General features: G+C 33.6%; 26 protein-coding genes. 11 read left to right on the forward strand and 15 right to left on the reverse strand.

Annotated features, from left to right (window positions below; genetic code table 11):
• Nucleotides 1-88: 88 nt before the first annotated feature.
• The gene (locus RSE15_RS03800) at nt 89-934 is read left to right on the forward strand and encodes a transketolase (protein ID WP_324069657.1); all 846 of its coding nucleotides are present in this window, start codon (nt 89-91) and stop codon (nt 932-934) included.
• Between the two features lie 72 nt (nt 935-1,006).
• Nucleotides 1,007-1,960 carry a transketolase family protein gene (locus RSE15_RS03805; protein ID WP_324069658.1) on the forward strand — a complete coding sequence of 318 codons (954 nt, stop codon included), beginning with the start codon at nt 1,007-1,009 and terminating at the stop codon, nt 1,958-1,960.
• A 310-nt stretch (nt 1,961-2,270) separates the two neighbouring features.
• Here RSE15_RS03805 and RSE15_RS03810 read toward each other — a convergent pair whose 3' ends face one another.
• Complete coding sequence (locus tag RSE15_RS03810; RefSeq protein WP_324069659.1) at nt 2,271-2,654, reverse strand: HU family DNA-binding protein; 384 nt, start codon at nt 2,652-2,654, stop codon at nt 2,271-2,273.
• 248 nt (nt 2,655-2,902) lie between these two features.
• On the opposite strand from RSE15_RS03810, the gene xerA reads away from it, so the two are divergent.
• The 4 genes from xerA to RSE15_RS03830 all read left to right on the forward strand — a co-directional run bounded on the left by xerA (nt 2,903) and on the right by RSE15_RS03830 (nt 5,379).
• On the forward strand, nt 2,903-3,946 hold the full coding sequence (xerA, locus tag RSE15_RS03815) for a site-specific tyrosine recombinase/integron integrase (protein WP_324069660.1): 1,044 nt from the start codon (nt 2,903-2,905) through the stop codon (nt 3,944-3,946).
• A gap of 113 nt (nt 3,947-4,059) precedes the next feature.
• Nucleotides 4,060-4,737 (forward strand): HNH endonuclease signature motif containing protein, encoded by a 678-nt coding sequence (locus RSE15_RS03820; RefSeq protein ID WP_324069661.1) that lies wholly within the window; start codon nt 4,060-4,062, stop codon nt 4,735-4,737.
• Nucleotides 4,734-5,120, forward strand: coding sequence for a hypothetical protein (locus RSE15_RS03825; RefSeq protein ID WP_324069662.1), 387 nt, complete (start codon nt 4,734-4,736; stop codon nt 5,118-5,120). Before RSE15_RS03820 ends, RSE15_RS03825 begins: the two co-directional genes overlap by 4 nt.
• On the forward strand, nt 5,113-5,379 hold the full coding sequence (locus RSE15_RS03830) for a nucleotidyltransferase domain-containing protein (RefSeq protein WP_324069663.1): 267 nt from the start codon (nt 5,113-5,115) through the stop codon (nt 5,377-5,379). Before RSE15_RS03825 ends, RSE15_RS03830 begins: the two co-directional genes overlap by 8 nt.
• Nucleotides 5,380-5,484: 105 nt before the next feature.
• Here RSE15_RS03830 and RSE15_RS03835 read toward each other — a convergent pair whose 3' ends face one another.
• On the reverse strand, nt 5,485-5,976 hold the full coding sequence (locus RSE15_RS03835) for a thermonuclease family protein (RefSeq protein ID WP_315176693.1): 492 nt from the start codon (nt 5,974-5,976) through the stop codon (nt 5,485-5,487).
• A gap of 97 nt (nt 5,977-6,073) precedes the next feature.
• Between RSE15_RS03835 and RSE15_RS03840 the strand changes: the two genes are divergently transcribed.
• From RSE15_RS03840 to RSE15_RS03855, 4 genes are all read left to right on the forward strand, one after another.
• Nucleotides 6,074-6,877, forward strand: a complete 804-nt coding sequence (locus RSE15_RS03840) for a hypothetical protein (RefSeq protein ID WP_315176695.1) — start codon at nt 6,074-6,076, stop codon at nt 6,875-6,877.
• A gap of 68 nt (nt 6,878-6,945) precedes the next feature.
• Nucleotides 6,946-7,398 carry a DUF5675 family protein gene (locus tag RSE15_RS03845; protein ID WP_315176696.1) on the forward strand — a complete coding sequence of 151 codons (453 nt, stop codon included), beginning with the start codon at nt 6,946-6,948 and terminating at the stop codon, nt 7,396-7,398.
• Between the two features lie 12 nt (nt 7,399-7,410).
• Nucleotides 7,411-7,674, forward strand: coding sequence for a hypothetical protein (locus RSE15_RS03850; RefSeq protein ID WP_103726998.1), 264 nt, complete (start codon nt 7,411-7,413; stop codon nt 7,672-7,674).
• On the forward strand, nt 7,664-7,906 hold the full coding sequence (locus RSE15_RS03855; protein WP_324069664.1) for a hypothetical protein: 243 nt from the start codon (nt 7,664-7,666) through the stop codon (nt 7,904-7,906). The genes RSE15_RS03850 and RSE15_RS03855 overlap by 11 nt, the downstream gene beginning before the upstream one ends.
• A gap of 185 nt (nt 7,907-8,091) precedes the next feature.
• Here RSE15_RS03855 and RSE15_RS03860 read toward each other — a convergent pair whose 3' ends face one another.
• Nucleotides 8,092-8,514 carry a DUF6943 family protein gene (locus RSE15_RS03860; RefSeq protein ID WP_315176697.1) on the reverse strand — a complete coding sequence of 141 codons (423 nt, stop codon included), beginning with the start codon at nt 8,512-8,514 and terminating at the stop codon, nt 8,092-8,094.
• 1,302 nt (nt 8,515-9,816) lie between these two features.
• Between RSE15_RS03860 and RSE15_RS03865 the strand changes: the two genes are divergently transcribed.
• Complete coding sequence (locus RSE15_RS03865) at nt 9,817-9,957, forward strand: hypothetical protein (RefSeq protein WP_315176699.1); 141 nt, start codon at nt 9,817-9,819, stop codon at nt 9,955-9,957.
• 76 nt (nt 9,958-10,033) lie between these two features.
• Here the strand turns inward: RSE15_RS03865 and RSE15_RS03870 are convergent, their stop codons facing one another.
• From RSE15_RS03870 to RSE15_RS03925, 12 genes are all read right to left on the reverse strand, one after another.
• Nucleotides 10,034-12,307 (reverse strand): multicopper oxidase domain-containing protein, encoded by a 2,274-nt coding sequence (locus RSE15_RS03870; protein WP_315176701.1) that lies wholly within the window; start codon nt 12,305-12,307, stop codon nt 10,034-10,036.
• A gap of 32 nt (nt 12,308-12,339) precedes the next feature.
• Nucleotides 12,340-13,212 (reverse strand): DUF2911 domain-containing protein, encoded by an 873-nt coding sequence (locus RSE15_RS03875; RefSeq protein WP_229324094.1) that lies wholly within the window; start codon nt 13,210-13,212, stop codon nt 12,340-12,342.
• A 9-nt stretch (nt 13,213-13,221) separates the two neighbouring features.
• A complete protein-coding gene (locus tag RSE15_RS03880) occupies nt 13,222-15,759 on the reverse strand; it encodes a heavy metal translocating P-type ATPase (protein WP_324069665.1) in 2,538 nt (845 codons plus the stop codon).
• 76 nt (nt 15,760-15,835) lie between these two features.
• Complete coding sequence (locus RSE15_RS03885) at nt 15,836-16,396, reverse strand: helix-turn-helix domain-containing protein (RefSeq protein ID WP_064715044.1); 561 nt, start codon at nt 16,394-16,396, stop codon at nt 15,836-15,838.
• A gap of 5 nt (nt 16,397-16,401) precedes the next feature.
• Nucleotides 16,402-16,860 carry a heme-binding domain-containing protein gene (locus RSE15_RS03890; RefSeq protein WP_064715043.1) on the reverse strand — a complete coding sequence of 153 codons (459 nt, stop codon included), beginning with the start codon at nt 16,858-16,860 and terminating at the stop codon, nt 16,402-16,404.
• A 1-nt stretch (nt 16,861) separates the two neighbouring features.
• Nucleotides 16,862-17,599 (reverse strand): DUF3347 domain-containing protein, encoded by a 738-nt coding sequence (locus RSE15_RS03895; RefSeq protein WP_064715042.1) that lies wholly within the window; start codon nt 17,597-17,599, stop codon nt 16,862-16,864.
• Between the two features lie 21 nt (nt 17,600-17,620).
• The gene (locus RSE15_RS03900) at nt 17,621-18,433 is read right to left on the reverse strand and encodes a hypothetical protein (protein ID WP_064715041.1); all 813 of its coding nucleotides are present in this window, start codon (nt 18,431-18,433) and stop codon (nt 17,621-17,623) included.
• Nucleotides 18,433-18,921, reverse strand: coding sequence for a heavy-metal-associated domain-containing protein (locus tag RSE15_RS03905; protein WP_064715040.1), 489 nt, complete (start codon nt 18,919-18,921; stop codon nt 18,433-18,435). The genes RSE15_RS03900 and RSE15_RS03905 overlap by 1 nt, the downstream gene beginning before the upstream one ends.
• Before the next feature lies 1 nt (nt 18,922).
• The gene (locus tag RSE15_RS03910; RefSeq protein ID WP_315176708.1) at nt 18,923-19,393 is read right to left on the reverse strand and encodes a TlpA family protein disulfide reductase; all 471 of its coding nucleotides are present in this window, start codon (nt 19,391-19,393) and stop codon (nt 18,923-18,925) included.
• A 74-nt stretch (nt 19,394-19,467) separates the two neighbouring features.
• Nucleotides 19,468-20,523, reverse strand: coding sequence for a YncE family protein (locus RSE15_RS03915; protein ID WP_315176710.1), 1,056 nt, complete (start codon nt 20,521-20,523; stop codon nt 19,468-19,470).
• A 17-nt stretch (nt 20,524-20,540) separates the two neighbouring features.
• Nucleotides 20,541-21,410 carry a DUF3347 domain-containing protein gene (locus RSE15_RS03920; RefSeq protein ID WP_315176711.1) on the reverse strand — a complete coding sequence of 290 codons (870 nt, stop codon included), beginning with the start codon at nt 21,408-21,410 and terminating at the stop codon, nt 20,541-20,543.
• A gap of 191 nt (nt 21,411-21,601) precedes the next feature.
• A complete protein-coding gene (locus tag RSE15_RS03925) occupies nt 21,602-21,979 on the reverse strand; it encodes a hypothetical protein (RefSeq protein WP_324069666.1) in 378 nt (125 codons plus the stop codon).
• Nucleotides 21,980-22,018: the final 39 nt, after the last annotated feature.

Here is a 22,018-nt window from a genome sequence, read left to right on the forward strand (position 1 = left end):
CAATTCTTAATAACTTCTAATAAAATGATTTGTACCACCAAAAAAATAAAATTACTTTTGCGTCTAATTAACACATATATCTTTTATAATGTCTAACACACAACAACTACAAGATTTTACAACACAAGTTCGAAGAGATATTCTTCGTATGGTTCATGCCGTAAATTCAGGTCACCCAGGAGGTTCTTTGGGATGTGCTGAGTTTTTGGTTACCCTTTACCAAGACGTTATGAAACGTAACGAAGGTTTTGATATGAACGGAATTGGTGAAGATTTATTCTTCTTATCAAACGGACATATTTCTCCGGTTTTTTATAGTGTTTTAGCTAGAAGCGGTTACTTTCCAGTAGCGGAATTAGCAACATTCAGAAAATTAAATTCAAGATTACAAGGTCACCCTACTACTCATGAAGGTTTACCAGGAATCAGAATGGCTTCGGGTTCGTTAGGACAAGGAATGTCGGTTGCAATTGGAGCTGCGCAAGCTAAAAAATTGAACAACGATAACCATTTAGTTTTTGCTCTTTTAGGTGATGGTGAATTACAAGAAGGTCAAAACTGGGAAGCTATTATGTATGCTTCGGCAAAAAAAGTAGACAATTTAATTGCAACTATCGACTTAAACGGAAAACAAATTGACGGAACTACAGACGAAGTTTTGGCAATGGGAAGTGTAAAAGCAAAGTTTGAAGCATTTGATTGGATTGTATTAGAAATCGCAGCAGGAAACAACATTGACGCTATTAAAGCTGGTTTAGCTGAAGCAAAATCTAAATCAGGTAACGGAAAACCCGTTTGTATTTTATTGCATACCGAAATGGGTAACGGAGTAGATTTTATGATGCACACACACGCTTGGCACGGTAAAGCGCCAAATGATGAGCAATTAGCAAAAGGTTTAGCACAAAATGTTGAAACTTTAGGAGACTATTAAATAGTATTCAGTGTTCAGTTAAAAGTGTTCAGTTACAAGTATTCAGTTGAATACAATTAAATTTAAAAACAAATGAAAAAATATATCAATCAAGGAAGCAAAGATACCCGTTCGGGATTTGGAGCTGGAATGACAGAATTAGGTCAAAAAAACGAAAACGTAGTAGCACTTTGTGCGGATTTAATTGGATCATTAAAATTTGATGACTTCAAGAAAAACCACCCAGAGCGTTTCTTCCAAATTGGAATTGCAGAAGCCAACATGATTGGAATTGCAGCAGGATTAACGATTGGTGGGAAAATTCCTTTCACAGGAACATTCGCTAACTTTTCTACAGGAAGAGTCTATGACCAAATTCGTCAATCAGTAGCGTATTCAGATAAAAATGTAAAGATTTGTGCTTCGCATGCAGGATTAACGCTTGGAGAAGACGGTGCAACACACCAAATCTTAGAAGACATCGGTTTGATGAAAATGTTACCTGGAATGACCGTTATCAATACTTGCGATTACAACCAAACCAAAGCAGCCACTTTAGCATTAGCTGATTATCATGGCCCTGCTTATTTACGTTTTGGTCGCCCAGTAGTACCTAACTTTATGCCAGCAGACGAACCTTTCGTAATTGGAAAAGCTATTATGCTAAACGAAGGAACTGATGTTACGATTATTGCCACTGGACATTTAGTTTGGGAAGCATTAGTAGCAGCGGAAGCCTTGGAAGCAAAAGGAATTTCGGCTGAAGTAATTAACATTCACACGATTAAACCGTTAGATGAAGAAGCGATTTTAAAATCGGTGAAGAAAACAGGTTGTGTAGTTACGGCTGAAGAGCATAACATTATTGGTGGTTTAGGAGAAAGCGTTTCAAGAACGTTAGTACAAAACCATTTAGTACCACAAGAATTTGTTGCTGTAAACGACAGCTTTGGAGAGAGTGGCACACCCGACCAATTAATGGAAAAATATGGTTTAAACAGCGCAGCCATTATTGAAAAAGCAGAAAAAGTAATCCAAAGAAAATAATCTTTTTTACCCATATAATATAAAACCTGATGCTAGATTTTAGCATCAGGTTTTTTTTATATTATACTTTTTTAGACTTCAGACGCTATTTGCGCTAAATAAAGTGAAACCGACCCTAGCGAAAACAAACCACTCTAACCTTGAAATACCTTATTTTTGGTACAGATTAACACAGATTTATCCTTTTGAATCTGTTAAATCTGTGGCTTATTATTTTTAGAAGCTAAAGTGAAATGCACTAAAGTGCGTATTTTTAAACTATTTTTGTGACCAAAAATCTACATTTCTTTTTAGTAGAAATCATTCGTTTTTACCGCAATCTTTTGTAACTTAAATTCTGCAAGAGCTTTTTAAAATTACGCGCCGGTTTAAATAATATTTTGGCACCTAGAATGGTGTTTTTATTTAATTTTTCGGGTGTATCAGTTCCAACGCCTTTTAGTGTTAGCGCAAACGTTCCTAAACGATCTATTTTTACAATTTTACCGTTGGCTAATTGCTCCCCTATTACCTGACTCATCCCTATGAGAACCCCATAACAATCAGCAACGGTAACTGTGCTTCGGCTTGCAATAATTTCGGCTAAATATTCTAAATCTACTTCTCCCTTACTTACGGCACAAGGGTAATATTTGGTTTGAGGTGGCGATGCAATATTGTTTTGTTTGGGCACCATTTTAAATTCAATAGCCATATAACTTATTTTTTACTGAACAAAAATACAAATTAAACTGAATAAAAAATCTATTACTGTACAGCAATTATTAAATTTCCCTAGAGAAATTAGTTAAATACCCTAGGGAAAATAGATAAATACCCTAGGGAAAATGATTTTATAATACGGAATAATTTATTTTATTAATTGATTAACAACAAATTAATTCTTTATAAAACCAAAATATAAAAGACAATCTTTATATTTGTTAGACTAAATGCACTAAAATGAATTTTAAAGCCAAAACCATCCTACACAAAGGAACGCCAAGAATTGCCGTTTACTTTGAAAAAAATGCCGCATTAATTGCTCGTATCAAAACTTTTGAAGATGCTTGCTGGAGCGCCTCAAACAAATATTGGCATTTACCCGACACTGAAGCCAATCGTTTACATTTTAAATTGCCCTTAGCCCATACATTAGTGCCTAATGCAGAAGGAATGGCTAGTATTGAAACCTTTAAACGCTATTTATTATCAAAACGTTACAGCCCAAATACCATAAACACGTATAGCGATGCTTTAAAATCGTTTTTAACGTTTTGTAACACAAAAGCAATAAAAGACATTAGCAATGAAGATGTTATTTGTTATAACAACGATTATATTTTAAAGAATAACTTTTCTTCTTCCTATCAAAACCAAATTGTTAATTCTATCAAACTATTTTTTAAGATAGTTAAAGACAGTCAAATTGAAATTGACAAAATACATCGACCAAAAAGAGAAAAAGTATTACCCAATGTTTTGAGTAAAGAAGAAATTAAAGCCATTTTAGAAGCCCCAAAGAATTTAAAACACAAAGCAATGCTTTCTATGATTTACAGTTGTGGATTAAGACGAAGTGAATTGTTGAATTTAAAACCAAATGATATTGACTCCAAAAGAAATGTTGTAATAATTAGACAATCAAAAGGTAAAAAGGACCGAATTACACCATTATCTCCAAAAATATTAGAATTACTAAGAAATTACTATAAAGAATACAGCCCAAAAACGTATCTTTTTGAGGGACAGAAAAAAAATACACAATATTCTGCAAGAAGTTTAGAGGAAATATTGAAAAAAAGTATTAAATTGGTCACAATAAACAAACCTGTTACATTGCATTGGCTACGTCATAGCTATGCTACTCACTTATTAGAAAGTGGAACAGATTTAAGATACATACAAGAATTATTAGGGCATAATAGTAGTAAAACAACTGAAATATACACGCATGTGAGTACTAAAAACATTCAGCAAATTAAAAGTCCTTTTGATGATTTATAAAAAAATAATACGCAATAATAGTTGAGCATAGCTACCCAAAAACAGTTAGCTATGCTCAATAAAATAGCAAAAAACTGAGCATATAAACGAGTTGTGTGTAATTTTAAAAAAGAATGGCAATAAGAACTATAGTAAAACGAAAACTTTGGGCTTCATCAGGAGGTTTCTGCGGTAAACCAGATTGTCATGCTGATTTATTTCCTTTTTTTGAAAGCGGAGAAATTACCAACATTGAAGAATTAGCACACATAATTGGACAAAAGAAAAAAGGTCCAAGAGGAGCTAATCCATTACCACTTAGTGAGCGTGATGAATTTGAAAATATAATATTATTGTGTCCAACTTGTCATACTATCATTGATAAAAATCCAAAATTATATCCTGATAATACAATAAAACAATGGAAAGCAAATCACGAAAATAGCATTTCAAATATTTTTAAAGTTCCAAAACTTGAATCCCGATTAGATGCAAGTAAGTATTTAAAACCTTTACTGGCTGAAAATAAAGCAATATTTGACTTGTATGGCCCACATTCAAAAAACGCTATAGATAATCAATTAGCAACTGAACTTATGTGGGAAAAATTAGCTATTCAAAAGATATTACCAAATAATAGAAAAATTGAGGCATTTATTGAACAAAATCAAGATTTATTCGAGGGTAATGAGTTTGGTTTATTCATTGAATATAAACTTCATAGAGAAGGATTTGAATACAATAAAATTTCTGGTGATGTAAATTCTACTGTCCCAACTTTTCCAAATGGATTTGAAAACATTTTTAAATGAGAGAAAAAAATAAGCAAGCTGTTGCTACGTCAAGTAAGTCATTCTTTGAAAATGGCATGAGAGGTCATTCCGCTGTATCAAGTATTACTGATTTAGGAAATGACAAGTACTTAATTAAACGAACAGGAAATAGACCTGATATTAAAATTATAGTAGCTGATATATACATTGCTGGCGAAGCAGAAATATACGAAATAAATCCAAATCTATTTGATATTGACTGCATTATACTTATAGGATTCTACAATCGATATTCATTTGCTGCAAAAGATTTAGCAAAATCCATGAATGTTGGTTTATTTGATAACAGAGAATTTTTTGGCGCAGTCAATTTTACAGGAGAAGCTTTAGTTAACTACGAAAAAAAGAAAAAAGATGATTGATTTACAAATAAAACCCAAAGACCATTTTGACATATATCTTTTTGGTTCTTCAATTTATTCTGACACACCATCCGATATTGATATAGCTATTATTTATGATAAAAAATTCATAAGTATCCAACAAGCAGTAGAATATCGAGCTGAATTATTGAATAATTTATCAATAAAATCAGAGAAGAAGATTGATACTATTCTTCTCTCAAAAGAAGAAGAAATAGAAACAGAATTTCTTTTGAACGCGAAACATATGAAAATATAAAAACTACACACAACAGGCGTTTAACCTTATTACGCTTGTGAAGTATATATTTTATTGGTACTCACAAAAATTAAAATTCCTTTAGTACAACATAAGTACAACAAATCAAAAACTTTTTACGGAACTATAAATACCCAGTTGATTAAGCTGCGCTTGGCGGTTCATCAATTGATATTCTGCGAGCTTTCCGCAGTAATATTGTTGGGTTGCTTTTGCATACCCATTGATCAAAAGCAAATCATTCAAACATTCTCCTCCTGGTAATATTACATATCCTAGTTGTCTGTTCCAGTAGTCGTAAAAGTTCTCCTGTTCTGTAACGATAGTTACAGCCGTTTTAGGCGGTGCAACCGACAAAACGAAGTGCAAGGATTGCAAACCAAATTGGAGCAATAATTGGGCAGGTAAACTGCTTTTCTCCTCATCCTCTATCATCTTCCTATTAATCTTTACTTCTGGTGCATCTAAACCATAAAGACGGATTTCTTTTTTCATTTGAGTGAAACGATTGCAAATGATGATGCTATCCCCATCAAGGACTTCTTCAATTTGCCAATGGGTTTCCACTATGTACGGTGCTTTTGCGTTGTATTGCATTGATTTACAGTTATTTAAGTTATTGATATTCAAAGATAATCATTGAAATTTGTCTTATGAATTTTATCTAATTATTAACTTTTTAAATCTTAAAAAAATGGCAAGACAAAAAGGTGTTATTAAGTACGTTGGAACTCTTGGAGATATCCGACACTTCAAAATCAAAGGACAGGAAGGCTACTTCGCTGGAATGGTTGGTGGACCAACTGGCGACCAAGTATTATCTGCTCCTGAATTTGAGAGAACTCGTGAGAATATGAACGAATTTGGTGCTTGTGCCAAAGCTGGAAAATCTGTTCGAACTGGTTTATCTCAAGTTATGAAACAAATGGCCGACAGCCAAGTAACTGGAAGATTAACTTCTATTATGAAGAAAATCAACCTTGAAGACCAAACGGAAGCCAGAGGTTACCGTAAAATTGAAATCACTACACAACGTAGTTACTTGAAAGGATTTGAGTTTGACAAAAACTCTTCTTTCAATGGGATTTTCAACGCTCCTTACTCATTAACTCACGGAGTTGATAGAGAAACTGGTGATTTTGTTGTAGATGCTTTTAATCCAGCGAATTTGGTTAATGCTCCATCAGGTGCAACTCATTTCCGTTTGATTAGTTCTCTTTCAGTTGTGAGTGATTTTGAATACAACGCTACCACAAACAGTTATGATCCTATGGATGCAGACTTGAATGAGGTAAACGATATTCAATACAGTGCTTTCTTGGATTTGTATGCTCCAGTTCCTGCTACAACCGTAACAGCAACTTTACCTGGTGGAGTTCTTCCAACAGCAAATGTTACTGTTTTGCAATGTATCGGAATTGAGTTTTATCAACAAGTCGGCGGAAATTACTACTTGTTTTCCAGTGGTAACTGCTTGAAAGTTGAGGATGCTTTTTAGAAAAACCTTCCGAAAATCCCTCGCCAAAAGTGAGGGATTTTTTGTTTAATCTCAAATCTATCAAGACTATGGAAAGCAAAATAATTAGAGTAGCCCAGGGCAAAGAAAGTACATTGAGCCAGTTGTACATTAACGGCATCTTTCAATGTTATTTGTTAGAGGATAAAATTAGAGAAGTGAAAATCTCTTCTCAAACTGCTATACCAAAAGGTGTATTTAGTTTAAAGCTGAACACTCACGGAGCTAAAAATGTGGATTACAAAAAAGCTTTTGGAAAGCTGCACGAAGGAATGATTGAGATTTCAGGTTTACCCAACTTTAGCTTTGTTTATATCCATACCGGAAATACCATAAAAGATACTGCCGGTTGTCCGCTTTGTGGTTTTGGTTTTGGGTTTATTGATGGAAATTACCAAGTTTCTCAAAGTGTTGCAGCTTACAAAATGATTTATCCAAAATTGGTAGCACTGGCAAGAGAACCAAACAACAAAATTGTAATTGAAAATAATTTTCAATTTTAAAAAGTCCCAAAAATGGAAAACATCAATATCATCGCTACACTTTTTGGAACACTAATCACCTTATTACTCTCGATTGTGGCTTATTTTATCAAGCAATTACACACCGATTTTAAGAGTATGGAAAAAGATTTGGTTGAAGTAAAAACGATGGCTTTAATCATTAAAACCGAGTTTAAAAGTGGCAATGACTTACTGAACCAGAAAGTAGAATATTTAGAAAAAAGAGTACAAATAATTGAATTAACAATCTTAAAAAGTCAAGATTATGAAAAATAAAAATATGAATGTAGTCGAGCGTGTTGTCGCTCCTACTCCAAAATGGTTTAAAATTCTTCGCACTGTTGGAATTGCTTTAGCTTCTGTTGGCGGTGCTATCATCGCTTCACCTGTTGCCTTGCCTGTCGGTTTAGTTTCGGCAGCTGGTTACTTGGTACTTGGTGGAAGTATTATTTCTGTCGTTTCACAAACGGCGGTTAAAGCTGAAGAACAGCCAGAACCGAAGGAATAAAAAACCAATAAATTGACTTTAGAAGCTCCGATTTTCGGAGCTTCTTTTGTTTATAGCAGTCAATAAATGGCAATTGCTTTGCTTTTCTTCGATTTATTTAAGTGGTGCAATCATATTGCACTTATGTATTAGTTTGCTTGGGAATGAGGAGCAAACAATCCTAGTCCTTTTGGACCAGGATTGTTTTATTTTCTATGGTAACGGTATAAAATGGCTCTGCGAAGGTCATTTATAAGCATCATATCCTCTTTGTATTGCTTTTCTTTTTTCTCCAAGAGTTTGAGAGCTGCAACATTTTTTTGGTGCTGCTCGTGTTCCACCATCATCAATCTAGATTGTGGATTGAATTCTTTTTTAAAATCATTTAGACGTAAAAACGGAATTACTGAACCTACTAAATGCTGGTGCCAAAATTTTGTTTGCCATAAACTATAAGCAATGAAAAAAAGGCTTTCGCAGTCCTCCTCGTTTTGAAAAATGATAACAAAACTGTTTGTAAATGGCTCTTTTTGTGGCTTTCCGCTGTTCATCCCTTTGTTAAGTAGGAATAAATGTGGTTTTGAATAAATCGTTCCAACTCGGTGGGTTTTGATGATAAAATTCTGCATAACATTCGGCTTTAAAAATTGATTAGATTTTCAATTTTTCGCGGATTTTCTCTTGAAATGCAGGTGTGCCTCGCTACGCTCGACCTATAAAATTTTTCAAAAGAAAAAAAAGAAAAAAAGAAAGCCGTCTGTTCAAGTGGAAGGTTTCAGATAAAAAAGTTTTTTAAAAAAAATACTACCCGATACATCATCGGAAGTGTGGGTGTGAAATCGGAAGTGAGTGTTTATGCGAACCGTTATGGGTGGAGATTTTTTTTAAAACCCGTAGGGCTTGAACTTTTTTTTCTGAATACCTGGAACTTATCTTTGCTCTCTTTTTTTTTATTTTTTGTTTTGAATATCCAATCGGAATGTTCTTGTTTAAACGGATTTTATCAGAAGGATTGGGAGTTGATTTGAAAGATGGTCGTCTTCGGAAAGGGTATCAAATTCTTTGGATGGATGAAAAAACCAAATCAAAAAATAAAAATGCTTTTCATCCGGCCAGAGAATTTGATACTCTTTCTTGGATTTGATTTTTGAGGATGCCTAATCGTCTTATGAAATGAGAAGTTTCAATTTAAACGGAAAGTTGTACTGAAAATGGAAAGCATCTTCAAAAAACAATGCATTATAATACCAAGTGCGACGGTGCAGTAGCGCGTGCAAGTGTATCATTTTTTTATTTGCTGACTGGGATGTTTCTGATTGCTTTTGTGGAAAAGTTGATGCCATAGATTTGAAAGAAAGATAATGCTTCAAGCTTTAAATACATTTTATTAGGAACGGTATGGCATCGGCTTTTCCGCTGAAGCAATTACTTGGGATTTTCTGGCAAATAAAAAAATGATACTCTTGCTGGCTTCTCTTGATTTTGTGGGTGTTGAAAAATGCTTATTCCTATATCGTGAATATTAGAAATAGAGTTGATAAGCATTTTACAACACTTACAAAAGCAATGCAAATACTACCGATTTATGCGTAAAGTTGCTAAAAACAGTTACCGTGAACGTTCTTAAAAGGAAGTATGACCGTAAAGTTTCCGATGAAATGGCGAACGTTGTTAAAGACAGTGGCGAAGGACGGTGTTTTTTGTAGCTGGGTGATGCGATGGGAGCTGCAAAAAATGTTGTCCTGGAGCCACTGGCAAGCGCGTTGGGTGTGGCGGCTGTTTTACATAAATGATATTATAGCTTCATTGCAAAAACCAAAAAAACAATAAACTCGCTTTGTGATGAACTATAATACTCAATTATGTAACACAGCTTGGGAAAAAAAATTACTGGCGCAAGTTGCGAAGCGTACGTGTTTTTTCTAAAAACTGTGCCAGTAATTTTTTTTGGAGCGTTGGCAAAGGAGTGGCAACTGAAATGTAAAACGTCCTTTTTACCACTGGACGAAATTACTTTGTCTTTTACTACTTTAGAGATTAATGAAATGAAGCAAACGGCAGCTATGAGTTAAGAATACTTGGACTAAAGACGTTTTTTGTGCAGCTGATTGAGATACTTTATTTATTTTACAACAATATTTATATGTATTAATAATTTAAACTTAATCCAATACCTAACCCCATATCACTATCGTAATGTGTTCTGACACTAAAATTTCTTTTGATAATGTATCGTAAACCTGCCATATATTCTTTATCGGTATTCCACATCAAATCCATTCTTATTCTTGTAGAAACTGGAATATCCATTCTTTCAAATTGTAATCTGAAATTTCCATCGGTAAAAACTTCGGCTTGTGCTTTTATAAGCATTGGCATTGTATATTCTAATCCTGCACTAAAAACAGAACGTCCGTCTTTGGTGCTTCCTTGCCCGAAAAGGTTTTTTTCTGTTTCACCATTCTCCATTTTTCTGTATCTCCAATCGAAACCAACAAATGGCATAATCCATTGCATTTTACCAATGTATCTTCCAATATGAGTTTCTGTTTCGTAACCGTGTATATCATTATAACCCAAGCGCCATTCTGTACCGATGCTCCAACGTGTGTTGCTAAACATTGCCATTCCGTCGTTTCCATTTGTTGCAAAATCATTTTCTCCCATAAAATGAAATTTTCGGTCTTCGGCAAATAATTTTCTTTGTGCTACTTTTGGATTTGGAATTAGCGGATTTGGCGTTTGGTTTTCATAGGTGAATACTCTTCCCATTCCTGCCATCATGTGATACAAAATATGACAATGAAAAAACCAATCTCCTTCAACATTGGCATTGAATTCAATTATGTTGGTTTCCATAGGCATTAAGTCCATTACATTTTTTAATGGTGCATATTCCTCTTGACCATTTAATATTCTGAAATCATGTCCATGTAAGTGCATTGGATGACGCATCATGGAACCATTGTAAAGTGTAATTCTAATGTTTTCTCCTTTTTTTATTAGGATTTTATCTGTTTCAGAAACTACTTTATTGTCTAAACTCCAAACATATCGGTTCATGTTACCTGTTAGTTCAAAACGAAGTTCTTTTACTGGGGCATCTTTGGGTAAAGTTGTTTTATCGGTCGCTTTCAACATGGCATAATTGAGTGTTGTAATTGTAGATAACGCATTGGCATTGTACTGATTTTGATTGTGATTGGAATGATCGGTACTCGTTTCCATATCGCTCATAGTACCCTTATGTTTTGCGCTTACTGCACCAGTTATTTCTGGGTACATTACTACATTCATATCCATTTGATTTAAGGACATACTCATTCCCATATCATCTAAATCCCCATTCATTTTCATCATTCCGTTCATCATTTTCATTCCCTCAAAATATTTTAATTTTGGCAACGGAGCAATCAATTGTTTGATGCCATTTCCAATGTATAATGAAGTAGATTTTGTGCGGTCTTCTGGAGTTGCTAAAAATTCATAAGAAGTATTACTTGCAGGAATTGTAACTATAATGTCATAAGTCTCGGATACTGCTATCAATAATCTATCTACTTCAACAGGTTCTACATCGTTACCATCACTAGCTACAACTGTTATTTTTCCTCCAGCATAAGTTAACCAAAAGTATGATGAAGCTCCACCATTTGCCACACGCAAACGAACTTTATCTCCACTTTTAAACTGTGATAACTGACTTTCATTTTTACCATTAATCAGAAACTTATCATAATATACATCGCTCACATCCATAGCATTCATTCGTTTCCATTCATTGGCTATTTTTGTTTTGAAATGACCTTGTTTTATGGCTTCAGCATAACTTTGTGTTGTTCCTTTTTTAATTGCAAACCAATCGGTTGCATTGTGCAACATTCGGTGAACGTTCTCGGGTTTTAAATCGGTCCATTCACTTAAAATAATAGGCACAGTTGGTAAATCATCTATACCTTTTCGGAATGTTTTGTCATTTTGTTTTTTGTTCATAATGAACATACCATACATACCAATTTGTTCCTGTAATCCTGAATGACTGTGGTACCAATGAGTTCCGCTTTGAATTATTGGAAACGAATATTTGTGAGTAGTTCCCGGTTCTATTGGCATTTGTGTAAGGTTTGGGACACCATCTTCTTTATTAGGTAAAAATAGTCCGTGCCAATGCAATGAAGTGCTTTCTTTTAATTCGTTATGTACATAAATTTCAGCAATATCACCTTCTGTAAATGTTAATGTTGGCATAGGAATTTGACCATTTACTGCAATTGCTCTTTTTTCTTTTCCAGAATAGTTTACGATGGTATCACGAACATATAAATCGTAACGAACTATGTTTTGCGAAAACAGCGTTTGTGTTGCCAAAACGAAGATTACGATTGGTAACAGTTTTTTTGAAAGAATGTTTTGTATATCCATTATAGTAATTGTATTATTTTAATTTTACACTATTATTTTTTTAACAAGATTTCCCAATCTGAAATTTTATTGTTCAAACTATCAATAGTTTTTTTCATTTTCTCCTTATCAGCAATTGAAATGGCTCGCTTTGCAGCTTCAATTGCAATAGTGTAATCTTTGTTTTCAGAAGCTAATTTTTGTCTTAGATTAGGATAATAGAAATTTTGAGGATTTATTTTTTCTGCTTCCAAAAGCCATATAATTGCTTGTTTATAATCTCTATTAGTACTGTAATAATAATTAGCTGCCTGAAATAATAAATTGGCATCCTGAGTTTTACCCTTAATTATATGTTGATCTATCAATGCCACTATTGTATCGTCCTCCTTGCTCTTTACCGGTATTTTAACCATTGTATTTTCCCAAAGTATTTTTAGGAATGCTTCGCCTTTGCTATTGATATCATTTAATTCAATAGTAAAAGTTTCATAAAAATTGGGGCTTTTTTCTAAAGGGACTTTGAAACGCATTATATCTTTTTTTTCATCATAGCCCGTTTCTCCATGCAAGGTAGTATCTGAGTTAACAATTATAGTCCACTCATTTATTGAAGGAATTGAGAATATTGAATAGCTTCCTGCTTTTAATACATTGTTACCAAAAGAAATATCTTCGGAAGTGGTTATGACGGTACAATCACTTGCGCCAGTTCGCCAAAGCTTATCAAAAGGTACTAACTCCCCAAATATTTTACGACCTCTTACTAATGGTCTGCTGTATGTTATTTTTATTTTTCCGCTGCCGACTTCTTGCTCAAAAGATGCCGCAGGACTGGCTGAAGTAACTCTTATCTGGACTTTGTCTTGGGCAGATAATAATAAGGATTGCAAAATAATTAAGCCTGTTAAGATTGTTTTTTTCATTTTATAATTTTAAAGTTTTAATGTGCGTAATCGTAACGCATTTACAATTACTGATACAGAACTAAATGACATGGCTAAAGCCGCAATCATTGGGGATAATAATATACCGAAAAATGGATATAGAACACCAGCTGCGATTGGAACACCCAATACGTTATAGAAAAAGGCAAAAAATAAATTTTGCTTGATGTTTTTCATAACAGCATGGCTTAAGTTCTTGGCTTTTACAATGCCTTGTAAATCGCCTTTGACTAAAGTTATTTTGGCACTTTCAATTGCGACATCTGTTCCTGTTCCCATAGCTATTCCGATATTGGCTTGTGCTAATGCCGGTGCATCGTTGATACCATCACCAGCCATGGCCACAATTTTGCCTTCTGCTTGTAATTTTTTGATTTCGTTTAATTTGTCTTCGGGTAAACATCCTGCTTTATAGGAAGACAGGTTCAATTCTTCTGCAACAGCTTTGGCTGTATTGATATTATCGCCTGTCATCATAATTACTTCAACTCCTTGTTGCATCAGTTCTTTTATTGCAGCGGCACTTGACGTTTTTATGGCATCAGTAATGGATACAAATCCAACAGCAATACCTTCTACTGCAATATATGAAACGGTTTTTCCTAGTTTTTGTTCGGTAATGATTTTGTTTTCTATATCGTCAGAAATACTAGCTTTTACTTGTTCCATTAGTTTTTTATTACCTAATGCTACTTTTTTATTGGTTACTGTTCCTGTAACTCCTTTTCCGGCAATGGCTTCAAAATCTTTTACTTCGATTAATGAAATGGATTTTGTTTTGCCATAATTGACTACGGCTTGTGCTAATGGATGCTCACTATATTGGTTTAATGAAGCTATGCTTTGCAATAAATCGTTATCATTGTTATTGGTCGCATAAATTTTTTCGACCGATGGTTTTCCTTCGGTTATTGTTCCTGTTTTATCTGTAATTAAAACATTAACCTTATTCATGTTTTCTAAAGCTTCTGCATTTTTTATCAAAACCCCTGATTGTGCGCCTTTACCAACACCTACCATTACTGACATAGGCGTTGCCAATCCTAATGCACAAGGACACGCGATGATTAATACTGCGATGGCATTTATAAAACCATATACTAATGCCGGTTCGGGACCAAATTTTGCCCAAATGAAAAAGGTTATAACAGAAATGATGACTACAATGGGCACGAAGTATTTGGAAATACTGTCTGCTAATTTCTGAATTGGCGCTCTCGAACGAGAAGCGTCATTAACCATTTGCACGATTTGTGAAAGCAAAGTTTCTGAACCCACTTTTTCTGCAACCATAATAAAAGATTTATTCCCATTGATTGTTCCTGCAATTACATTATCGTCTTTCTTTTTATCAACGGGTATTGGTTCTCCTGTAATCATTGCTTCATCAATACTACTTTCTCCATCGGTTATTTTTCCGTCAACTGGAATTTTGTCACCAGGCTTAACCCGAAGTAAATCACCTTTTTTAATATCGTGGATTGAAATTACTTTATCGCTACCATCAATAACCAAAGTGGCTTCGGTTGGTGCGAGTTTTAATAATTCTTTGATAGCTCCACTAGTCTGACTGTGTGCTCTTGCTTCAAGTAATTGTCCTAATAATACAAGAGTTAGAATAACGGTTGTAGCTTCGAAGTATAGTAATACTGTTCCGTGTTCTGTTTTGAATTCGCTAGGAAAAATATCTGGGAAAAACATCCCGACCAAACTGAAAAGAAATGCCACTCCTGTACCAATTCCGATTAGGGTAAACATATTTAAATTCCAAGTAATGATGGATTTCCAAGCGCGAATAAAAAATACCCAACAGGCATAAAACACTACAGGAAGCGATAATATTAATTGTACCAAATTCCATTTTGAAGCATCCATTAGTTGTAGTAAAGGATTGTTGTGTGCCATTTCTATCATTGCAATTGCAAAAATGGGAACGGTAAATACGACTGCAATTTTCATTTTTTTAACCAAATCGGTATACGTTTTTTGGTCTTCGCTTTCGCTTGGTTCCATTGGGACTAAATCCATTCCGCATATTGGACATGAACCAGGACCTTCTTGAATTACTTCGGGATGCATAGGACACGTATACAACGTTTTACTCACCGTTAACTCTGGTGCTTTAACTAAATCCATTCCACACACAGGACAGTCACCTGCCTTGTCGTACACTTTTTCGCCTTCGCAATGCATTGGGCAATAATACTTTCCTTGGGTATTTGTTGGGACAACAGTTTCTTTATTATGATCGTTGGAATGGACAGAGCAACATGATTTTCCCGAAGCTTCATTCGTTGTACTATGCTCCTTGGTTTTACCGTTGCTCATTTCTATGGAGTATTTTCCCACTGCTGTCAAGGCTTCCTGTAGCTTTTCTGTTGGAATGTGCTTTTCCATAGTTATTGTTGCTACTGCTGGATTTAATGAAACTTTTGCCTCAATACCCTCAATAGTATTCAACGTTTTTTCGACTTTAGCGAGACAACCATCGCAAGTCATTCCGGTAATGCTGTAAGTATGTATCATCTTTAATAATTTTAATACAAATTTCTATCATAACCGATTTTTGCATTTGCATAATTTTGGGTTTGATATGCAAAATTTATAAATCTTCTATTTGCTTTCTTTTAATGGTTTTGATATTCTTAAAGTAGGTTGGCGAAAAGCCAGTTACTTTTTTGAATTGATTGCTCAAATGTGAAACCGTGCTGTAATTTAAAGAATACGCAATTTCACTTAATGAGAGTTCATCGTACATAATTAACTCTTTTACTTTTTCAATTTTCTGATTGATGAAATACTTCTCAATAGTAGTGTTTTCAACTTCTGAAAAGAGATTACTCAGGGTATTATAGTCTTGATGCAGTTCTTGTGAAAGGTAGTTGGATAAATTAATTTTCAAATCATTATTCTTGTTTTGAACCAAATCAATGATTACTGTTTTAATCTTATCAATCGTTTTACTTTTCTTATCATCAATCAGTTCAAAGCCAAATACTTTCAATATTTTACTAATTTCATTTTTTTGAACATCAGAAAAGGGTTCCATAATTTCGACTTCACCCAAATTAATAGATAAAAGTTTTAGTCCAAGCTTTTCTAACTCGGACTTAACCACCATTTTGCAACGACTACAAACCATATTTTTAATATAAAGTTTCATGCTTACTATTCTTTATTGATTGTCTGTTCAATCCAACTGATTATTTCTTGCTTTTGGGTTTCATCAAGAATAGCATCCTGATGTAATTGTGTGTATGAACTTAATGGCATAGTACCCGATTTTATTTCTCTACTTATTGCTTCTAGTTTACTTTGTTGTTTTCTATTTGAATAAGTCGCAAATTCATTAAAATTCAGTTCTTCTTTTCCATTTTTAATGTGGCTTTCTACAAATAATCTTGCTGGTTGAATGTAATCGTACCATAAATACTTAGTAGTATTACTATGGCAGTCATAACAAGCTTTTTGCAATGAATTAAGAATTTTTGGAGGTACTTTATAATTATTAGCAAAGTTTTTTCCAATATCGAATGAACTACTTACATTTTGTTTTGGTTGGTAGAATTGAATAGCTACAAACATTAAAAAGAATACTAATGCAATCTTTTTTAATTTTCGTGTCATTTTATAACGTTTTTTTCAAACTACCACAAGTCAACATTTGAGAGCCATAAAATGGATTTTTAATTTCTTTTGTTTCACTAATCCAAATAGCTCCTTTGCCATCATTTGCCATTGGACAAAAATCTTGATACAATTTTTGCTTTGTTCCAAACATTTTAATCAAATCATTAATATCCTTACTTAGCGTAACAAAATGTTCTCTTTGATGGTCGATTTTCCCAGCATTATCACTAATGTGTTTTGCATGTTCTTTTGCATCGTCTGCAATATCTAAATACTCTTTTTTTTGAGTAGTAGTTAAACTATTTGAGTTGATTGTATTAAAATCGTTGAATAATGATTTACCTGCAATAGCAGCGGCTTTGGCATCGTCTTTTGTTAGTGCATTTTTTATTTTTAAATAGTTTGCAACTATTGCATTAATTGAAAAAGGAGTTTTTGTTTCAATTACTTTTTCTTTAACGTCATTAGTTGGTAGTTTTGTGGTGTCTTTGAGTTCTTGAGTTTTTTCATTTTCTTCATGGATTGGCTCAACTTGGGCAACTGGTTCTGTTAATTCCATACCACATTTGGAACATTCTTCTCCTTTTTTTCCTGTAATCTCTGGGTGCATGGAACACGCATATATTTCATTTGAATTTGTTGAAGTTTCTGTGGTCTTGTTTTCTGTCTCTTTGTTTTTTTGATTACAAGAAACTAAAGTGATAGCTATAATAGCTGATAGAATAAGTGCTTTCATGACATGTTATTATTTAGATTTTTATTGTTTTTTTAAATTGAAAAAAGTGTAATATAAATTGAAGTAAAACCCATTTGGAGCAGAACGTATCATTGAACTTACTAACTCTTGACGGTAGGCAAGATCTAATCGTGCTTGACTGTTAAAAATGAATTGTACAGCCGGCACAACGTCTAAGTAGGATTTACCATTTTCGTTGATGGTTTGACCTACAAATTCAACCATTAAATTGATGTTGGTTTGCTTGAAACTCGTATATTTTTTAGGGTACATCAATTTTCCAAAAGACAAAGTATAGTTCGTTGCATTATCACCAATAGTATCCGGAAAAGGATATTTTGGTTTGTTATCCAATGCTTTTTCAAAACTAAGCGATGAACTTATGGCTACCTTTTTGACCAACTTTGTTGCGATTATCCCGGTTTCAAAACCAGTATTGTGTCCTACTATTTCAATTTGCTCTTGATGAATATCAGCACGATTGAAGCTAAATCTTCCATAAGTTGCTAAGCGAAAGTGACTGTTTAAATCATCTGTAGAATAAAACCTGTACTTAGCCATAAAACCACCACCTTCTGCATACAATGCATTAGTTCTTGTGCTGATAAAAGCGGAACCACGAACCATTAAATTTTTATTTATACCATAAGTTACCTCGGGCATTAAATGATAGTTGTAACCTGGCTCAAATTTTTCTTTAAAAGCAGATTGCATCACATTTACGGCTAATGAATTAGCAGGAACATTACTTGCAGGATCTGTTACTACAAATAATTCTTGACTAAAAATAGTTTGGCAACTGATGGCTGCAAAAAATAAAATTACCTTTCTCATTAGTTTATCATTTTAATGTGAAAATCATCTTCATTATTCGAAGCATACGTATCAATATTCTTATAGGACTTTGATAATTTTTTAAATTCTTTCTCGGTTACATATCCTTTATCAACCACTTGAAACTGTATTTCAGAAGCATTACTTTTTTTATCATTAACCATTATGTATGAACTTTGAGTTATGGTATTTGATTTTGCGGTAACTACTAATGAACCGATAAAAAAACCTGCTTTTTCTACTTTTTCTTTAAATATTTTAGGGCTTAATTCGTTTCCTTCTTTTAGCGTTACTGTAAAGGTATTGGAGTTTAAATCGATTTCAACGTTAACCACTTCGGGCACTGTTTTTAGCTGTTTATTTATAGCATTTGAACACATAGAACAGGTTAAACCAGTGGCTCTAATTTCGGCTTTTACTATTTGGGCATTACTATTAAGTGAAAACATCAAAACCATTGATGTAATCAGAATATATATTGTTTTCATTTTATTCTTTTATTAATTTAATTATTTCTTCTTCTGAGGGATTTTTTGCTATTAGAATACCTTGGGGATTAAATAGGTATTTTGATGGTAATTCATCAACACCAAATTTTATTGCTGTATTGGCATCAAAACCTTCAGGATCTATTAACTGTGTAAATTTGATTTTATCTTTTTCAACAGCTTTAAGCCACTTACTTATGTCTGTATCGATTGATATTCCTATTATTTCAATTTTTGCTGTATCTATGTCATTATGGAGTTTTACTAACCTCTTATTGCCTAATCTACAAGGCGCACACCAAGATGCCCAAAAATCGATAAGTATATATTTGCCTTTGAATGATGAGGTGTTTACATCACTGTTGCTATTACTTTTTAGTGTAAGTGATGGTATTGTATCACCAACCTTAATTTGGGCTTTTATTGAAAATGAGTACAATATGAGTACTGTTATATAAAAAAATATTTTCATTTACATCGATTTAGTATTACTTTTTGTTGTAAGACTAAGTCCAATGCTACCATCAGACTTAGTTTTATAAAGTTTTACATTTTTATAACAATACCATTTGGTTTATTTCCCACGTTAATTGTTTTGGTCACCGTATGGTTAGTAGTATTGACAACTGAAACTGTATTTGCCGTTTGATTTGTCACATAGGCAGTGTTACCGTCTGTTGTGAAAGCAATTGCGTGAGCACCAGCACCAGTGTTAAGTGAACTTCCATGCATCCACATATTCATTCCCGCATCCCAAGTCCAATAATGTACTTTTCCATTCATTGGATCCGAAACCCATAATTCATTTTTAGGACCGTTATATGATGCTATTCCCGGCATGAAACCTAAAGTAATTGTTTCATCTACTGAGTTTGTTGCAACATCAATCACAGAAATAGTTTGTCCGTCTTCATTATCGACATACATTTTACCATTACTTCCTGTCCAAGCACCAACAGGGTTATCTCCAACGGCAATAGTTGTGACTATCGCTTTTGTGGCAGTATTTATAACTGTTATGCTGTCATCATCACCATTTGCTACATAAGCTTTGGTACCATCGGAAGAGAATGTTAATTCAGCTGCCATCATTCCAACATTAATTGTATTTAATAATGTATTCGAAGTAGCATCATATACCAGAACTTTGCTATTCATTTCATCCATTTGAGGTACCCAAATTTCATTTCCGTTAGGAGAATAGATTGTGTTATGGTTCATTAAAGGGAGATTGATATTTTTTATAATTGAACCATTCATTGCATCGATTACTAACAATTTACCGTTCATCCCCGATGTATTTAATCCTGAATGCCCGGCGCTTAAGTCCATACCAGGTACTCCAATTGCTAAATGATTTTGATGTGATGAGATGTGGTGTGGCCACATAATCATATCAGAACCTGTTCCCATTAATTCTATTGTGCCAGCGACTTCGTTAGTACTCAATTTAAGGACTGTAACAGTGGCATCTTCGCCATTTACAATATATGCCGCTGGAAAATCAACATTTAATGTCATATCCATATTGTCGTCATTATTATTACAAGAAGTGAAAAGTATTGCTCCAACGAATGAAGCTAGTATTGATAAATTTTTCATTTATATATTTTTTTAAATTATTTAATTGTTTCTACCGTTTTACCACAACTTAACATCATTGAACCATAGTAAGGGTTTTTTACTGCATTCTCTTTGCTTAGCCAATTAGCACCTTTACCATCATTGAACATTGGACAGAATTGATAGTATACCGGAGTTTCATATTTAGAAGCCTTGATTAATGAGTAAATGTCTTTGGATAGTGTAGTGAAGTGATCGCGTTGGTGTTTTACATCTTTTGTATCAGCGATATGTTCCGCATCTTCTTTTATCGTATTTACAACTTTCATCCAGACCATGTGCGACTCCATTTCAAGTTTGTCCATTTTTACATTATTAATTGCCGTTAAAAGTTCTTTTGAAGCCAAGGCTGTTTTAGTTCCGTCAGAAGCAATAAGAGCATCTTTTAACAAGAAGTAATTATCGAAAATTACTTTCAATTGATTATCCTTTTGAACCTCGGTTGTGATCATTTCAGAATGGTTGTGATTAGAATGGTCTTCGCTACTAGCAGTAGTTTTGTTGTCTTCTTTTACAGGCACTTTTGCCACTCTGTCGTATTGACAACAACCGTGTAGGTTATTATACACATCATCAGGAGCAAGGAATTTATCACTATCGTAACCGACCAATGCAATTCTTTTTAGAATTTCATCTTGATTTGTCTTTTTTGCATCGTAGGTTAAAGTAGCCATTTGGGTTTCGTGGTTCCAATCGACATTTGCTATTTTTTTAATGTTTCCTGCTTTTTCGATTTTAGTCTCACACATTCCGCAGTTGCCATATATTTTTACTTGTTCGGTTGTTGCGTTTTTGATTTGTGCAATCGTTGTATTTGATAGCAATACAATAATTGCTACCATTATTTTCATGAATGAATTTTTCATTTTAAATAACGTTTGTAACCAAAGTGATGTACTTTGATTGATTGATAAAAATAAATTTGAATACTAAACAGTTGGATGAGGACAGTAGAGAAAGTACCTTTAATGGTATCTCATAAACTATCAGAAAACTGTATGGTTTGTATAGCGAAACGCTATGAATTTGACACACTTATGGCTGTCAAAAATTGGATTTAGCTTATTTTAGGTATTAGCCAAATGGAATAAAACCCATCAGAGATTGATGGTGTTATGTATGAAAATTTAGTCTTCTCGATTGAAGAATAACTATACTTGTAATTTTTAAAACTAATTTCAGATACAAAGCTTACTGAGGAAGTTGGACACGTTGAAGAACATCCACATTTTGAATGACCGCAATTTCCTTTACAACCTTTGTTGTCTTTGCCCTTTGAACTATCACTATCGCAACAACTCTTTTTTTCTTTCTGATTGGATGAAATTTCTTTTTTGCAAGAACTTTTTTCTGAACCTTTACCACAAGCTATAGCACTACCAGGCATAAGAAATATGCCTAATAAGACTAATAGTATAAAGTGGTATTTTTTCATATCTCTATTAAAACAGTACAAAATTAAATAAAAATTATT

Source organism: Flavobacterium sp. (assembly GCF_035195345.1).
GTDB lineage: Bacteria > Bacteroidota > Bacteroidia > Flavobacteriales > Flavobacteriaceae > Flavobacterium.

Excerpts from the sequence above, each read along its gene's own strand:
- RSE15_RS03835 (WP_315176693.1), bottom strand. The coding sequence starts at position 5,976 with ATGCAATACAACGCAAAAGCACCGTACATAGTGGAAACCCATTGGCAA.
- RSE15_RS03830 (WP_324069663.1), top strand. The coding sequence starts at position 5,113 with ATGATTGATTTACAAATAAAACCCAAAGACCATTTTGACATATATCTT.
- RSE15_RS03825 (WP_324069662.1), top strand. The coding sequence starts at position 4,734 with ATGAGAGAAAAAAATAAGCAAGCTGTTGCTACGTCAAGTAAGTCATTC.
- RSE15_RS03920 (WP_315176711.1), bottom strand. The coding sequence starts at position 21,410 with ATGAAAAATTCATTCATGAAAATAATGGTAGCAATTATTGTATTGCTA.
- RSE15_RS03925 (WP_324069666.1), bottom strand. The coding sequence starts at position 21,979 with ATGAAAAAATACCACTTTATACTATTAGTCTTATTAGGCATATTTCTT.
- RSE15_RS03895 (WP_064715042.1), bottom strand. The coding sequence starts at position 17,599 with ATGAAAGCACTTATTCTATCAGCTATTATAGCTATCACTTTAGTTTCT.
- RSE15_RS03880 (WP_324069665.1), bottom strand. The coding sequence starts at position 15,759 with ATGATACATACTTACAGCATTACCGGAATGACTTGCGATGGTTGTCTC.
- RSE15_RS03810 (WP_324069659.1), bottom strand. The coding sequence starts at position 2,654 with ATGGCTATTGAATTTAAAATGGTGCCCAAACAAAACAATATTGCATCG.
- RSE15_RS03875 (WP_229324094.1), bottom strand. The coding sequence starts at position 13,212 with ATGAAAAAAACAATCTTAACAGGCTTAATTATTTTGCAATCCTTATTA.
- xerA (WP_324069660.1), top strand. The coding sequence starts at position 2,903 with ATGAATTTTAAAGCCAAAACCATCCTACACAAAGGAACGCCAAGAATT.
- RSE15_RS03850 (WP_103726998.1), top strand. The coding sequence starts at position 7,411 with ATGGAAAACATCAATATCATCGCTACACTTTTTGGAACACTAATCACC.
- RSE15_RS03900 (WP_064715041.1), bottom strand. The coding sequence starts at position 18,433 with ATGAGAAAGGTAATTTTATTTTTTGCAGCCATCAGTTGCCAAACTATT.
- RSE15_RS03805 (WP_324069658.1), top strand. The coding sequence starts at position 1,007 with ATGAAAAAATATATCAATCAAGGAAGCAAAGATACCCGTTCGGGATTT.
- RSE15_RS03915 (WP_315176710.1), bottom strand. The coding sequence starts at position 20,523 with ATGAAAAATTTATCAATACTAGCTTCATTCGTTGGAGCAATACTTTTC.
- RSE15_RS03820 (WP_324069661.1), top strand. The coding sequence starts at position 4,060 with ATGGCAATAAGAACTATAGTAAAACGAAAACTTTGGGCTTCATCAGGA.
- RSE15_RS03855 (WP_324069664.1), top strand. The coding sequence starts at position 7,664 with ATGAAAAATAAAAATATGAATGTAGTCGAGCGTGTTGTCGCTCCTACT.
- RSE15_RS03870 (WP_315176701.1), bottom strand. The coding sequence starts at position 12,307 with ATGGATATACAAAACATTCTTTCAAAAAAACTGTTACCAATCGTAATC.
- RSE15_RS03800 (WP_324069657.1), top strand. The coding sequence starts at position 89 with ATGTCTAACACACAACAACTACAAGATTTTACAACACAAGTTCGAAGA.
- RSE15_RS03840 (WP_315176695.1), top strand. The coding sequence starts at position 6,074 with ATGGCAAGACAAAAAGGTGTTATTAAGTACGTTGGAACTCTTGGAGAT.
- RSE15_RS03845 (WP_315176696.1), top strand. The coding sequence starts at position 6,946 with ATGGAAAGCAAAATAATTAGAGTAGCCCAGGGCAAAGAAAGTACATTG.
- RSE15_RS03910 (WP_315176708.1), bottom strand. The coding sequence starts at position 19,393 with ATGAAAATATTTTTTTATATAACAGTACTCATATTGTACTCATTTTCA.
- RSE15_RS03860 (WP_315176697.1), bottom strand. The coding sequence starts at position 8,514 with ATGCAGAATTTTATCATCAAAACCCACCGAGTTGGAACGATTTATTCA.
- RSE15_RS03890 (WP_064715043.1), bottom strand. The coding sequence starts at position 16,860 with ATGACACGAAAATTAAAAAAGATTGCATTAGTATTCTTTTTAATGTTT.
- RSE15_RS03905 (WP_064715040.1), bottom strand. The coding sequence starts at position 18,921 with ATGAAAACAATATATATTCTGATTACATCAATGGTTTTGATGTTTTCA.
- RSE15_RS03885 (WP_064715044.1), bottom strand. The coding sequence starts at position 16,396 with ATGAAACTTTATATTAAAAATATGGTTTGTAGTCGTTGCAAAATGGTG.